Here is a 14,292-nt window from a genome sequence, read left to right as displayed (position 1 = left end):
AAAACCAATTTATCTAACGACTGTGAAGCCGTCAAATTTTTCAATATTTCAATTTTATAATCTGACAATCAAAACAAACGATTCATCTTTTTCCCTTTGCACCTCTCCTACCTTTGCGAGAAAACATCCACACCAACGAAAGTAATCCCATCAAAACCACAGGCAAAACTACATTGATTACTTGCCATTTTACTTTTTCTTGGCTGACTTTTACTTTGTTTAGCGGTCTGATCTGGTATTGTTTGGTTCTAGTGGAAATGATTCCATCTGGCTCGACTAGGTACGTAATCATGTTTTGAAGCAACAAGCGATTGGCGTATTGCACATCTGAGAAAGGATCGATACCCAAAGGTAATGGTTCCCCACTGCGAGGATCTATTGAGCTCTCGAAAAGACCTCCTGTTCCGGCAACTAAAACCCTTCCTTCTTTTCCTGATTCCAAAAAGCTTTCTTTCGAAACTCCATCAGGCAAAAATCTATTTTTGAATAAAGAAGTGAACTCTCCCTCCAATAAGTAAAGTAAAGGCAAATTACTTAGCCCAAAAGACTCCAAATCTGGACCATTTTCCATATCCTGAAAAGCAATCCTTACAGGAGCTGAAAGTTTCTTCACAAAATCGGAACCGAAGATCAAAGGTGTTTTTCGAATACCATCAGCTTTGACAGTATCCAAGCTGGAGGTAAACCTAAAAATAACTTGATCCAAACCTTTGGTCACAGGATGCTTAGCCATTCTTCCAGCTGAAATATAGAAAGGCCATGGCAAAGGAACCAACTGCTGCTGATCACCAAAATTTCCTGCCATCACAGGATGATATCCAAAATTCATATCTTGGACAAAATCCTTGTTTACCCTAATTCCATACCTAAAGAGCATCTGATTCAAGCCATTTTCGAATGGCATCGCAACTGTTCCTTCCCCACCAGCTTCATCTATTTCATAAGCCAATGCATTTGGCAAAACAATAAGATTCCCTCCTTTCATCAAGTATTGATCTACGAGATAAATCTCCCTTTCGTCATAGGCTTCTTTTGGTCCGGAAATAATCAAAACATCAAAAGGATCCAAATCTTCTACTTTCTGGGCTTGTTCTAGGGGAATTTTGAACACCTCAAAATCTTCAACCAAAGCCTCCACTATTCCAAACCCATCATCTCCTTCCAGCTCACCATTACCCATTAGCATTCCGACTGCAAATTGTTGCTTGCTGACAAGTTTACGGATCGTATTGATCAACTCATATTCAAGGTTTTCGACAGAGTTATTCAAAATCTCATCAGGTGACATTCCTTTTTCACCTCTTAAGATCAAAGCTCCTATTTCATACTCTGCATCTTTGACAAGTACTCCTGGGAAAATCATTTTTGTCTTTTGACCCCCATCTTCTGTGACAAACAAATTGGTGGGTTGTATTCCATATTCTGTCAATGCCACTACAAAATCCTCCTGTTCTGCCTGAGGCAAAGTCAAAGGATCTAAATAGTAAAAACTAATTTTCTGAGAACTGTAGGCATTGAATGTTCTAACTGTTTGCTCGATCGATCTTTGCAATCTTCGCATCCCTCCAGGCAGGTTACCTGAGAGTAAAATTTCTACTTCGAGAGGATCTTCCAAGTTCTCCAATACCTCAATTGTTGCAGGGTGTAGCGAATATCTTTTTTCTTCTGTCAAGTCAATTCTAAAATCAATCAGACTGAAAAGCACATTGATGACAACGATGGTCAGGAGGATGACACCGAGTATTTTGAGGATTTGCTTGCTGCTCTTATTTTTCATTTTCTTCGGATCAAAATAACAGTCAAACCTAACATCAATATCATGATGGAGAGAAAATAAGCTACATTTTGCGCTTCTATCACTCCCCTACTCATACTTTCATAGTGGTAACTTAAACTCAACTCCTCCAGCAAAAGTGCAAAGGAAGACATCACTTGCAGCTGAACCAATGCCGTCAATCCGAAGTAAAGCAGGAAAATCATAAAAACTCCCCAAATAAATGCGATGATCTGATGGCTTGTCAATGCGCTGGCAAAAATCCCAATGGAAGCGAAGACCGCCCCAATCAGCAAAAGTCCAATCCAAGATCCAAAGAATCCAGCATGATCAATATTCCCTACAGGTTCACCTAGCTGCACAATGCTGTAATAATAAACTAAAGTGGGTAACACGGCGATAAAAACCAGTGTAAAAGCAGCTAGAAACTTCGCTAGTATAATTGCCAAATCTCCAAGTGGTGAAGTTCTCAAAATTTCCCAAGTCCCTGATTTTCTTTCTTCTGCAATCATCTTCATCGTGATCGCAGGAATCAGGAAAGTGAAAACATAAGGTGTATAGACAAATAGTGGCTCCAAATCCGCGAAACCATAAGCCAACACTGACGAGTCAGGAAAAACCCAGACCATCAAACCAATAGAAATCAAGAAAACAGCCAAAATCAGAAACCCAGATAGGTTTCCAAAAAATGCGTTGATTTCTTTCCAATATAATGCGCGCATCAAATTATTTACTTTGGGTGATTTGTTGAAAAATAGATTCCAAATTCTTTTCCTTTTGCTGAATACTTATCAAATTCAACTCTTTTTCCTGTACGATCTGAAGCAAAGCTTTTCTGCCGACACTGCCATCTTCAACGAGAATCGAAACGACAGATTGCTTATCATGCAGAAATTCAACTTTCCCAATACCTTCAAACCAACCCAATTCTAAAGGCTCTTCTGTTTCTAAAGTCAGTGCTACTTTACCAGCTTCTGACTTCAGGTTGGATAAAAGGTCAGAAGCTACGATTTTTCCTTTGTTGATGATCACTACTTTCTCGCAGATGGCTTCTACCTCCTGCATAATGTGAGTACTGAGAATCAAGGTTTTTTCCTTGCTGATTTTCTTGATCAATGCGCGAATTTCCACCAATTGATTGGGATCGAGGCCAGTAGTAGGTTCGTCGAGGATGATCACTTCTGGATCATGGATCAGTGCTTTGGCCAAACCAACACGCTGTCGATATCCTTTGGAAAGTTGATGGATCTTTTTTTGTGCTTCTACCTCCAAACCACAAAGCGGAATCAATTCGTCGATTCGCTTTTTTACTTGCTGCCCCTTTATTCCATAAAGTCCGGCAATAAATCCCAAAAACTCCTTTACATACATCTCCAAATACAACGGATTGTGCTCTGGAAGATAGCCAATCAGCTTAGAAACTTCCTTTGGAGATTGTAAAACCGAAATGCCATTGATCAGCACATCTCCTTCATCAGGGAGAAGAAAACCTGTGGCAATTTTCATGGTGGTGGATTTCCCGGCACCATTGGGTCCCAAAAAACCCAAAACCTGCCCTTTTTCAGCTTCAAAAGAAACTTGATCTAGGGCTTTTTGCTGTGCATAGATTTTGGTTAGATTCTGAACGATCAGGGACATAGTCGATTGATAAGGAAATTATCCGACGAAGTTACGCAGATGTAGGGAAGTAGCAAAAAAATCCCCATTGAAGGGGATTTTTTATTTGATTTAGAAAATTTGAATATTCTATTTTAGTATTAAAGAAGGTTTATTTTAAAGAAAATAAAACCAGTACCTTATCTTCTCTATCTATATCTTCAAACTGCTCAAAATTTTTCTTAACAGGTTGAATTTCTTTTATTTTATTGATGTCTTTAGTATTTAATATACCGATAAACTCACCGTTATCATTTGCTCCTACTATTCTTTCTAAAACTCCACCTACCAAATGTTTTGACAATAAAGTTTCGAAACTATGTAATTCTCTTTTCTCCAAATTATATATGAATGTTTCAAAACCACTAGGGCTTAGTCCAGAATATGTAACGAAGTTGTCAACATGAAAAATATTGTTAATTCCAGTTAGAAAATTTGAATCATAAAATAATTCTTCCTGTTTTTCAAATGGTAGCATTAGATAGTCTTCAGGAAATTTTCTACTTCCATAATCAACTACATATCTCGCCATAACTTCTTCTATTTTGTAGTTAAACTCGTAAATAGTATCTCTACCACCTAATGAAAAAAATGCTATATCACCAAATTTAAAAATAGAGTTTTCATTAACAATCATTGTATTGTCTAGCTTATCATCGAACTTTATAAAGTTTTTATTTTGACCATTTCCACTTAAAAAAATAACATTATGACCCGAATTCGTAAATGAAGAATTTAAAATTAATCGATCATTATCAAATAAAACAAAATCATTTACTGAAGTGCCTGGGTCTATTTTTATCTCTTCAATAAAGTGTCCTTCAGAGTCAAATGACATTCTTTTTGACAAGTGCATAGGAAGCAACCATAGTTTTTCCATTTTTTCATCCCAACCAATTTGATTGATAAATTTATACTCCCCAGGCCCCAATCCATTTCTGTAAATATGATTATTATACTTTCCATTTAAGTCATAAAAGAAAATAGCTCTATTTGCCATTTTATCACTGATGATAAGCCTATCTTTTATTTGAATAACCTTTTCTAAAATTACAATTTCGGAAAAAGGGTTGGTATTTAATTTTATTAGATTAATGTTTTTTAGCTCTAGGCTATTAGGACTTAAATTATCAATAGACAGAGTTATAAGTTCATCACTTTTCAATTCTTTTACCTCACTATCGCAAGAGCTCAAAACAAAAAGGCATATATAGAGCCCTAACAATGAATTGAGAAATGCAAAAGTTTTCAATTTTCTAAAATGCTGAATTTTCATAGATTAATATAAAGATAGAAGGGAAGATTGTCGACAATTTGAATATCGACAATCTCTTAGTTTTATAAACTAGGCAGGCCCATTAGTAAATTCACATGATGTGTCAGACTCCTTATTACACCGAACTCCAAATACGAGACCAAAGTTAGAAGTTCTTAAGTTACAAACTGTCACAACTATAAGTGGCCCATCATGATTAATTGATTCCTCACATGGTTCTTCGAGACCATCTCCATCTCCACCTGAATCTTGTGCAATATTCTGACCCAAAAAGAGTCCTGAAAACATCATTAGCGAAAATAAAATTAATTTTTTCATCTTTGTGAAATTTAGTATTGATATATCACTCTTCCAACCATTGGCAGAGTTGAACTAAAAATCAAGCGCTCTATCTAATTCTATTGTAAACTAGTAAATTTTACCCCCCCCAATAATATTTAGTTGAAAATTATTCAAAGCAAAGCATAACTTATTGATAATCAGTTTAAAAAATTTTAGTTTACAAAACCGACTTCACTAACCCCTGCAACTTCTCCCCTGCTGCTGTTGCCACATCCACCACATCTTCATGGGCAAAAAGCTTATTATCAGTTGGATTGCATTCGTTGGTGATGACGGAGAAGCCGAGGAAGATCTTTTCTTTTTCAAAATCTATTTTAAAGAAAATAAAACCAAAACTTTGTCTTCCCTATCAATATTGCGAAAGCTATCGAAGTTTTTCTTGATTGATTGGATTTCCTTAATATTTTTGATGTCTTTAGTATCAAGTAATCCTATAAAACGCCCATCACGACTAACACCAACTATTCTATCCAATTTTCCATTCTCTAATTTGTCATTTAGCAATTTCTCCGAAGAATGTAGGATTCCCTTTGCAGTATTATAGAAAAAAACTACAAACCCTCCAGAACTCATTGTTGTAAATGATAAAAAATCGTCGGCTTGATAAAGAAAATCAATTCCAAAATAAACATCTTCGTTCGTGATATATTTAAAAAATTCATGATCAGAAAGTTTTTGTTCCAAGGATAAATCAACCTTTTTAGATCCAAAATCAATAAAGTATTTGGCTGACACGTTTTGGGTTTCATTATCGTATTGGTAAATAGAATCTCTGGCATTTATTGCAAATAGCACTTTCTCATCAATCCTACACATTGCTTTATTGGTCAACACCGGGGTATTATCTAATTCATCTGAATACGGCAACCATTTGTTTTCTATATCTTCACCTTTAAGAAGCATAACATTATCTTCATGATTCATTCTGGAAATATTGAAAACAAGCCTATCATCTCCAAAGTCGACAAAATCTGAAAAAATAATATTTTGATTCGTTTTCCTCTCATTTAAATAATTCCCATGTATATCAAATTTTAGTTCTTTATTTAAATCCATCGGAATCAGAGTCAACTCCTTTAAGTCTTCATTCCAAACTATCCCTTTAATCCCCCTGTATTCCCCTGGACCTTCTCCCTTTCTATTTATATGGTGTTGGTATTTCCCTGATTCATCATATAGAAAAATGGTGTTGGTAGCCGTTTTATCATTTATAAAAAAACCTTGTTCAGAGTGAATAACTTCTTCCAAAATCACAATTTGAGAAAAAGGATTATCTTCTAACCGAATCAACTCAATTTCGTCCAATTGTATCTTGCTATTTAAAGATTTATCTATTTGGATAATTTGTGTTCCATCTAAATTCAAATATGGTTTTTCGCAAGAAACAGATAATACTACGATTACTATAATTAACCTTAACTTCATGGTAGAAATAAAGTAACTAAATACTTTTTTACTAAAGCATTTAGTTACTTCTTTATTTTTTGTTATAAATTAGTAAATTGACACATTTCATTTGCAGGTGCATTGCAAAATGTCATCATCAAATATCCAAAGCCATTTGTCCTTCTGTTACATACTGTTACAGTAATGGGACCACCTTCATCTGGAGAATCAATAGATTCCTCACATGGTTCTTCGAGACCATCTCCACCTGAATCTTGTGCAATATTCTGACCCAAAAAGAGTCCTGAAAACATCATTAGCGAAAATAAAATTAATTTTTTCATCTTTGTGAAATTTAGTATTGATATATCACTCTACCAACCATTGGCAGAGTTGAACTAAAAATCAAGCGCTCTATTTAATCCTTTTCTAAACTAATAAATTTTACTCCCCCCCTCAATAATATTTAGTTGAAAATTATTCAAGACAAAGCATAACTTATTGATAGTCAGTTTAAAAAATTTTAGTTTACAAAACCAATTTCACCACCCCCTGCAACTTCTCCCCTGCTGCTGTTGCCACTTCGACTACATCATCATGTGCAAAGAGCTTGTTGTCAGTTGGATTGCATTCATTGGTGATGACTGAAATACCGAGTACTTTCATCCCCATTTGATTGGCAGCAATGACTTCTGGAACTGTACTCATGCCGACGGCATCACCACCCAATGTTCTGTAATATCGGATTTCTGCTTTGGTTTCCAAGCTTGGGCCAGTCACTCCGGTGTATGTACCCTCACGCAAATTGATCTGTAATGATTTTGCTTTTTCCGTGGCTAAATTTCTCCATCCGAAATCATAAGGCTCACTCATATCAGGAAACCTCACCCCAAAATCTGTAGCATCTTTGCCTCTCAATGAATTTGATGGAAACTTGTCGATATGATCTGTGATAAGCATCAGGTCACCTACTTTGAAATCAGGATTCAAGCCACCTGCAGCATTGGATACGATCAAGTTCTTTACTCCCAGCAAACTCAAAACTCTTAAAGGAAATACGGTCTCACCCAATTCATAGCCTTCATAGTAATGAAACCGCCCATTCATTACCCAGATCCATTTCTCACCAACCTTACCCAGCATCAACTCGCCTGAGTGACCAGCAACTGTAGAAACAGGGAAATATGGAATCTGACCATAAGGAATGGAAACAGCTTCTTCCAAAACCTCCACGAATCCCCCCAAACCCGATCCCAAAATCACTAGGGTATCTGCCACCTTTGAAATTTGAGATTGAATGTGTTTCGCTGCTGCTTTTGCTTTCTCTAAGTAGGTCATGGGGAAAAATTGAAAGGTATTAAAGTTGTAAGGTTAGAAGGTTTTTGGTTAGCGATAAATTGGGGGATTGGATGAACTTATCCGAGGTGGATTGGAAAATTTTAAAGATTTTAAAATTGAAAGATTGGAGGATTATAAAGATATAAGGTTCTTGGCTAGATATCTACTCTTGAATTTCAAAGGTTCTTTTGACAATGCAAAAGAACCCTTATCACAGAATTTTCACACTCCACTCTACATGACACTTTGTCTCTTGCTTCTCAGCTCTAAAATCTATAGTCTGCAAACTCCTCCCTCACACTTCTCACTTCATCCTTTCCTTAGTGCTGATGCCCTCCTGGGCCGTGTACGTGGCCGTGGTCGATTTCTTCTGGATCGGCTTCTCTGATTGAGATGATCTCTCCTTTGAAGTAAAGATCCAATCCTGCAAGAGGTGAATTGAAATCCATATGGACTCCTTTGTAATCGATTTTGGTGATCTCTCCGCGAAGTTGGTTTCCTTGGTCATCCTTCATTGGGATCACTTTCCCGACTTTGAGTAAGTCTTTGTTTTTCTTGCCATTGTCCTTGAAGTTTGACTTTGGGACAATGGTTTTTTTGCTTTCATCATAATCTCCGTAAGCATTCTCAAAATCTATGAATACTTCGAAACTTTCTCCTGCTTCTTTTCCTTCCATCGCAGCCTCCAAAGCAGGCAATACATGACCTGTTCCATACAGAAATTGAAATGGCTTTACCTTCTCTACTTTCTCAAAAAACTGTTTTCCATTTTCTCCATCATCGACATGGAGTTCGTAGCTTACAGCTACCACTTTATTTTTTTCTACTTTCATTTGCTTGATAGGTTGACGTTCCCAATCCAAAGAAAACAAATTTCTCAGAGTAAAATTCGATTTTGTAAAAAATACAAGGCTAAAATCCGCAACAAATTATCATTATACAGGTTAGTTGGGTAACTTTGCAAGTTATGAATTCAAGCACGCCAGTTCAGAAATTATCCATCGACGACCTTGATCCCAAGGAATATATCATCATCAAAAATGCCAAGGTAAACAACCTAAAAAGCCTCAGTGTAGCCATCCCAAGAAATAAATTGGTGGTGGTAACTGGACTTTCGGGTTCTGGGAAATCCTCTTTGGCATTTGATACGCTTTTTGCCGAAGGCCAAAGAATGTATGTGGAAAGCTTAAGTTCCTACGCAAGGCAGTTTTTGGGGAGAATGGAAAAACCTGATGTGGAGTACATCAAAGGTGTATCTCCTGCTATCGCAATCCAACAGAAAGTCAGCACCAAAAACCCTAGGTCAACAGTTGGAACAACAACTGAAATCTATGATTATCTCAAATTGCTTTTCAGTCGAATTGGCAGAACTTTCTCTCCAGTAAGTGGAGATGAGGTAAAACACCACACAGTAACAGACGTGGTCGATTTCATCCATTCATTTGAAGAAGGTGATCGTGTGATGATCTCATGTCCGCTTCAGATTCTGAATGAAAGATCTATCAAACAAGAATTAGAATTATTGTTGCAAAAAGGCTTTACGAGGATTTTGATTGATGGGGAAGCTTTTTTTGTGGAAGATTTGGTCACAGAGAAGAAAATGCCAAAAGGTCGATATGAAATTCTGATCGACAGGGCTACTGTACAAAAAGAAGACGAAGACAATCAATTCAGAATCGCTGATTCTGTTCAGACGGCTTTTTTTGAAGGTCATGGAGAATGTACCATTCTGATTCCTGACAAGGCAAATAGAACCTTCTCTGACAAATTCGAACTAGATGACATCACTTTCGAATTACCATCTGTGAATTTCTTCAGCTTCAACAATCCTTATGGTGCTTGTAGAACTTGTGAGGGATTTGGCTCAGTGCTTGGACTCGATCCTGATTTGGTAATCCCAGACAAATCAATGTCAGTGTACGAGGGGGCAATTGCACCTTGGAGAGGTGAGACGACAGGGAAATGGCTAGAACCTTTGGTAAAAAAAGGGATTTATTTTGATTTCCCCATCCACCGTGCATATGAAGACCTGACTGAAGCAGAAAAAGAATTGCTCTGGACTGGAAATTCATACTTCAAAGGCTTGAATGAATTCTTCAGTGAATTGGAAAGCAAAACGCATAAAATCCAGTATCGCGTGATGCTCTCTCGATTCCGTGGAAGAACTACCTGCCCAGATTGTAGGGGAACGCGATTGAGAAAAGATGCTTCTTATGTCAAAATAGCAGGCCATTCTATCACAGACATTGTTCTAATGCCAATAGAGAAAGCACTCCCATTTTTCCAAAACCTAGACATTAGTCCTGCTGAACAAAAAGTCGCGAACAGACTCTTGAAAGAGATCCTGAACCGTTTGGAATACATTGATAAAGTTGGCTTAGGCTATCTTACGCTGAATAGACTTACTTCTTCCCTATCAGGCGGAGAATTCCAAAGAATCAAATTGGCCACTTCTTTGGGTTCTGCTTTGGTCGGATCAATGTATATTTTGGATGAACCGAGCATAGGACTTCACCCTAGAGATACAGACCGCTTGATTGAAGTGCTAAAGGCATTGCGAGACATGGGGAATACGGTCATTGTGGTAGAACATGAGGAAAAAATCATGAAAGCTGCCGATGAAATCATAGATATTGGTCCAGATGCAGGTGTAAAGGGAGGTAATTTGATGTTTCAAGGAAATCTGGAGGAATTGATATCCAGTTCCGACACCTACACAGCCCAATACCTCAAAGGAGAAGAGAAAATCAATATCAAGCAATCTAACAGAAAGTGGAAAGATAGCATTGTAGTCAAAGGAGCAAGGGAAAATAACCTTAAAAATGTGACTACCAAGTTCCCACTTCACGCCCTGACCGTAGTCACGGGTGTCAGTGGGTCAGGAAAATCTACTTTAATCAAAAAAGTACTTTATCCTGCTTTGGGAAAAATCCATGGAACTGTCATTGATGAAACAGGAAAATTTGATAAGCTGGAAGGTGACTACAAGAAAATCACCCAAATTGAGTTTGTAGATCAAAACCCAATTGGAAAATCTTCACGCTCGAATCCAGTCACTTATGTCAAAGCTTATGATGCCATCAGGGCATTGTTCTCGGAACTTCCTGTATCCAAGCAAAGAGGTTACAAACCGGCATTTTTCTCCTTCAACGTAGATGGTGGTCGCTGTGAAGCATGTCAAGGCGAAGGTACACAGACTGTAGAGATGCAGTTTATGGCAGATATTCACCTGACTTGTGAATCCTGTAAAGGCAAGAGGTTCAAGGCTGAGATTTTGGATGCCAAATACAAAGAAAAAGACATCTCCGATATTCTTGACATGACTATTGATGAGGCAATGGAATTTTTCCAAGGGAAAAACCAAATCATCAACAAACTCCAACCACTACAAGAAGTTGGACTTGGCTATATTGGAATGGGGCAATCCTCAAATACCCTTTCTGGAGGTGAAGCACAGCGTGTCAAACTTGCATCATTCCTTGGAAAGGGAGGCAATAAGTCTGGAGACCATATCCTCTTTATTTTCGATGAACCTACTACAGGCTTGCATTTTCACGACATCAAAAAGCTCCTCCACTCTATCAATGCGCTGATCGATCAAGGACACACAGTGATTATCATCGAGCACAATACAGAAGTCATCAAATCTGCAGATTGGGTTATTGACATAGGTCCAGAAGGTGGAGAAAGGGGTGGAAACATCACCTTTGAAGGAACACCTGAAGCATTGATGGAAGTAAAAGACAATTATACTGCGAAGTATTTGAGGGAGGCTTTTGATGGAAATTGATCATTTCCAATAATCACCATTTACCCAGATACAACCTCATATTTTCGAATGCTTTGATTTTTCTCATTAACAAGAAAGCAAAAAATCAAAGCATCATATTACAACCACCAGAGGGCTGTTGTCAGTTGTCAGTTGACAGTTGACACTTATCCGTATGAATTCTGAGTATAATAAGCAATTGATGTATTTGCGGATAATTATAAAATATTTTATTCCTAGGTTTAGAGGAGTTATCTTTGCCACTCTTATTAAAAACGACGAACAATTATGCTTGACAAATTACAAGCGCTAAAAGATAGATTTATTGAAGTCGGACAATTGATCATCCAGCCGGATGCCATGTCCGATATGAGCAAATACACCAAACTTTCCAAAGAATATAAGGATTTGGAAAAAGTGGTTGAGCTTCTTGATGAATACAGTTTGGTATTGGACAATATCAAAAGTTCCAAAGAAATTCTAGAAAAGGAAAAAGACCCTGACTTCAGGGATATGGCCAAGGCTGAATTGGACGAATTGAAAGATCGTCAAATCAAGCTTGAAGAAGATCTGAAACAGCAGCTGATCCCCAAAGACCCGAATGATTCCAAAGATTGTATCTTGGAAATCAGAGGTGGTACAGGTGGAGATGAAGCCGCGATTTTTGCAGGTGATCTATTCAGGATGTATCAGCGCTTTTGTGACAAGCAAAACTGGAAACTTACAGTACTTGACTTAACTTTTGGTTCATCAGGTGGCTACAAAGAAATCATCAGCACAATCACTGGTGCCGATGTCTATGGCATGATGAAATTCGAATCCGGTGTACACCGTGTTCAGCGAGTACCGATGACCGAAACCCAAGGGCGCGTCCATACTTCAGCTGCTTCTGTGGCAGTACTTCCAGAGATGGATGAAGTAGAGGTGAACATTGACATGAATGAAGTTCGAAAAGACACCTATTGTTCTTCTGGACCTGGTGGACAGTCGGTGAACACAACCTATTCGGCCGTTCGATTGACACATTTACCCTCTGGACTTGTAGTGACTTGTCAGGATGAAAAGTCTCAGATCAAAAACTTCGAGAAAGCCCTAAAAGTATTGAGATCCAGGCTGTATGAAATAGAACTTGCCAAGCACAACGATGCTGTTGGTGCCCAAAGAAAATCCATGGTAGGAAGTGGTGACCGCTCTGACAAAATCAGAACTTACAACTATCCGCAAAGCCGAGTAACTGATCACCGAATCAACAAAACTGTCTATAACCTGCCAGATGTCATGGAAGGAAACATTGAGGATTTTATCTCAGCACTTCGATTTGCAGAAAATGTCGAGAAGATGAAGACTAGTGGGATGGAAGAGTAGAAAGAAGGAGGAAATTTGAAGGAGGAAGGATGAAGGATGAAGGAGGAAGAGGAAGACATTAAGATTGAATTTAGACAAGCCCGAAGAGCCTGTCCCGTGCCTATAGTTATCGGCACGGGAGGTTGAACTTTAAGTAACTTGTCAGCCGTGGCGGAGCCCCGTACGTAATGCGGGGACAATAGGTTATTGATAAGATAAAGAAATGCCGTAGGTACGATCGATGTGAATAATTTTTTTTAATACTTTAAGTACAGTTTTTATTTAAAATATCTATAAAACAATCTCTATATATTCTTAATTTCCTTCGATACCAAAAAGGTATTAATATCAAAACTAATGGGAACACTCCCCAACTTAAAGCTAACATTGTTAAAGTCTCTACACCTGAAGACACCAATAAAACTAAAACAGACCACAATACTAAAAAGCCCATAACCATATAAAAAGTAAAGAGGTATAAGCCATTATAAGGTATAATCTCACCTTTGATATGTGTACCCGAATTACTTTCATCAGTGTGAAGATTCATACGTATTTTACCAGCACCTCGAAACGGATTTAAAATTTTAGCTTCAACATCAATTACTACATTTCCATCAAGAATTGTAAATTCATTAAAATCCAGAGGACTACTTTTTATAAAGCTAAAAAAATCTTTTTTTTTGCTCTTTTCATAATTAATGTAATTATTTACAGCACTTTTGGATTGATTTATATTTACAAAAAATGGCTCGTTAAATCTTATAAACATACCTGATTTTATTGTAAGCATATAAAGGTTTCTTTAAGTAGGGTAAACTTTGAAATTTTCTTCATATCAAAATAAATTTAATAAGAATGGTTAATAAAGGACTCATACACCTAAAAAACTAAGACATTCTTTTTAACTTACTGTATTTTAGTCTCGCCATTTTATCAGTTAAAACAATCAAGATTAATCCAGTAAATTCTTTGTCTAAATAAAGTCCTTCAAGTCCCCTATCAACTATAGCTATGTTTACTTTTCCTGTTGTCAATTGAGCTTTAAGAAACTCTTTTTTCTTTTCATAGGTAATGTCGTCAATTACAACACCATCAATTATTAAAATAGGGACCTTCAAATGATCTAAAGGGTTTAATTTTTCTCGATTTTCAAAAAGCCTACCCTTGATTAATCTTAATTGCAAATCTTTATCCGCAATGGCAACTTTCGCTAACCATTCATTATTTTGTTCACTTGTCATGCCATAGGTTGCATCTGCATTAGCTTGACTAAACGCACTTTTTGTTAATACCATAAAAATTAATATGGTTACAAATTTTCTCACTATCATTTGTCAAAATAATTCTACAGTAAACAAAATTTCTCAATTTGAAATAAGTAAGCTTCCAAGGCTTTGTGAATTT

Annotated in this window: 13 protein-coding genes; 2 read left to right on the top strand and 11 right to left on the bottom strand. The window is 37.1% G+C overall.

The window, feature by feature from the left end:
* Window positions 1-82: 82 nt before the first annotated feature.
* The 9 genes from gldG to MM213_RS15525 all read right to left on the bottom strand — a co-directional run bounded on the left by gldG (window position 83) and on the right by MM213_RS15525 (window position 8,605).
* Window positions 83-1,777: a gliding motility-associated ABC transporter substrate-binding protein GldG gene (gene gldG, locus MM213_RS15565; protein ID WP_241413724.1), complete on the bottom strand. Its 1,695-nt coding sequence runs from the start codon at window positions 1,775-1,777 to the stop codon at window positions 83-85.
* On the bottom strand, window positions 1,774-2,496 hold the full coding sequence (gene gldF, locus MM213_RS15560; protein ID WP_241413723.1) for a gliding motility-associated ABC transporter permease subunit GldF: 723 nt from the start codon (window positions 2,494-2,496) through the stop codon (window positions 1,774-1,776). Before gldF ends, gldG begins: the two co-directional genes overlap by 4 nt.
* 4 nt (window positions 2,497-2,500) lie before the next feature.
* A complete protein-coding gene (gene gldA, locus MM213_RS15555; RefSeq protein ID WP_241413722.1) occupies window positions 2,501-3,412 on the bottom strand; it encodes a gliding motility-associated ABC transporter ATP-binding subunit GldA in 912 nt (303 codons plus the stop codon).
* A 130-nt stretch (window positions 3,413-3,542) separates the two neighbouring features.
* Complete coding sequence (locus MM213_RS15550) at window positions 3,543-4,706, bottom strand: DUF4934 domain-containing protein (protein ID WP_241413721.1); 1,164 nt, start codon at window positions 4,704-4,706, stop codon at window positions 3,543-3,545.
* Between the two features lie 69 nt (window positions 4,707-4,775).
* The gene (locus tag MM213_RS15545; RefSeq protein WP_241413720.1) at window positions 4,776-5,024 is read right to left on the bottom strand and encodes a hypothetical protein; all 249 of its coding nucleotides are present in this window, start codon (window positions 5,022-5,024) and stop codon (window positions 4,776-4,778) included.
* A 333-nt stretch (window positions 5,025-5,357) separates the two neighbouring features.
* The gene (locus MM213_RS15540; protein WP_241413719.1) at window positions 5,358-6,473 is read right to left on the bottom strand and encodes a DUF4934 domain-containing protein; all 1,116 of its coding nucleotides are present in this window, start codon (window positions 6,471-6,473) and stop codon (window positions 5,358-5,360) included.
* 62 nt (window positions 6,474-6,535) lie between these two features.
* On the bottom strand, window positions 6,536-6,778 hold the full coding sequence (locus tag MM213_RS15535; RefSeq protein ID WP_241413718.1) for a hypothetical protein: 243 nt from the start codon (window positions 6,776-6,778) through the stop codon (window positions 6,536-6,538).
* Between the two features lie 184 nt (window positions 6,779-6,962).
* Complete coding sequence (locus MM213_RS15530) at window positions 6,963-7,772, bottom strand: purine-nucleoside phosphorylase (protein ID WP_241413717.1); 810 nt, start codon at window positions 7,770-7,772, stop codon at window positions 6,963-6,965.
* Between the two features lie 320 nt (window positions 7,773-8,092).
* Complete coding sequence (locus tag MM213_RS15525) at window positions 8,093-8,605, bottom strand: FKBP-type peptidyl-prolyl cis-trans isomerase (protein WP_241413716.1); 513 nt, start codon at window positions 8,603-8,605, stop codon at window positions 8,093-8,095.
* A gap of 134 nt (window positions 8,606-8,739) precedes the next feature.
* Between MM213_RS15525 and uvrA the strand changes: the two genes are divergently transcribed.
* The gene (uvrA, locus tag MM213_RS15520) at window positions 8,740-11,562 is read left to right on the top strand and encodes an excinuclease ABC subunit UvrA (RefSeq protein ID WP_241413715.1); all 2,823 of its coding nucleotides are present in this window, start codon (window positions 8,740-8,742) and stop codon (window positions 11,560-11,562) included.
* Between the two features lie 267 nt (window positions 11,563-11,829).
* The gene (prfA, locus tag MM213_RS15515) at window positions 11,830-12,906 is read left to right on the top strand and encodes a peptide chain release factor 1 (protein ID WP_241273981.1); all 1,077 of its coding nucleotides are present in this window, start codon (window positions 11,830-11,832) and stop codon (window positions 12,904-12,906) included.
* 244 nt (window positions 12,907-13,150) lie between these two features.
* Here prfA and MM213_RS15510 read toward each other — a convergent pair whose 3' ends face one another.
* Window positions 13,151-13,678: a hypothetical protein gene (locus MM213_RS15510; protein WP_241413714.1), complete on the bottom strand. Its 528-nt coding sequence runs from the start codon at window positions 13,676-13,678 to the stop codon at window positions 13,151-13,153.
* 97 nt (window positions 13,679-13,775) lie between these two features.
* Window positions 13,776-14,183, bottom strand: coding sequence for a hypothetical protein (locus tag MM213_RS15505; RefSeq protein ID WP_241413713.1), 408 nt, complete (start codon window positions 14,181-14,183; stop codon window positions 13,776-13,778).
* Window positions 14,184-14,292 lie beyond the last annotated feature (109 nt).

Origin of the sequence: Belliella alkalica, from assembly GCF_022549785.1 — a bacterium.
In the GTDB taxonomy this organism is placed as follows: Bacteria; Bacteroidota; Bacteroidia; order Cytophagales; family Cyclobacteriaceae; genus Belliella; species Belliella alkalica.
Note: the sequence above shows the minus strand (reverse complement) of the source record. Positions and strands in the feature narration are given on the sequence as shown.

Coding starts and splice junctions, on each gene's coding strand:
- gldG (WP_241413724.1), bottom strand. CDS start 1,777: ATGAAAAATAAGAGCAGCAAGCAAATCCTCAAAATACTCGGTGTCATC.
- gldF (WP_241413723.1), bottom strand. CDS start 2,496: ATGCGCGCATTATATTGGAAAGAAATCAACGCATTTTTTGGAAACCTA.
- gldA (WP_241413722.1), bottom strand. CDS start 3,412: ATGTCCCTGATCGTTCAGAATCTAACCAAAATCTATGCACAGCAAAAA.
- MM213_RS15550 (WP_241413721.1), bottom strand. CDS start 4,706: ATGAAAATTCAGCATTTTAGAAAATTGAAAACTTTTGCATTTCTCAAT.
- MM213_RS15545 (WP_241413720.1), bottom strand. CDS start 5,024: ATGAAAAAATTAATTTTATTTTCGCTAATGATGTTTTCAGGACTCTTT.
- MM213_RS15540 (WP_241413719.1), bottom strand. CDS start 6,473: ATGAAGTTAAGGTTAATTATAGTAATCGTAGTATTATCTGTTTCTTGC.
- MM213_RS15535 (WP_241413718.1), bottom strand. CDS start 6,778: ATGAAAAAATTAATTTTATTTTCGCTAATGATGTTTTCAGGACTCTTT.
- MM213_RS15530 (WP_241413717.1), bottom strand. CDS start 7,772: ATGACCTACTTAGAGAAAGCAAAAGCAGCAGCGAAACACATTCAATCT.
- MM213_RS15525 (WP_241413716.1), bottom strand. CDS start 8,605: ATGAAAGTAGAAAAAAATAAAGTGGTAGCTGTAAGCTACGAACTCCAT.
- uvrA (WP_241413715.1), top strand. CDS start 8,740: ATGAATTCAAGCACGCCAGTTCAGAAATTATCCATCGACGACCTTGAT.
- prfA (WP_241273981.1), top strand. CDS start 11,830: ATGCTTGACAAATTACAAGCGCTAAAAGATAGATTTATTGAAGTCGGA.
- MM213_RS15510 (WP_241413714.1), bottom strand. CDS start 13,678: ATGCTTACAATAAAATCAGGTATGTTTATAAGATTTAACGAGCCATTT.
- MM213_RS15505 (WP_241413713.1), bottom strand. CDS start 14,183: ATGGTATTAACAAAAAGTGCGTTTAGTCAAGCTAATGCAGATGCAACC.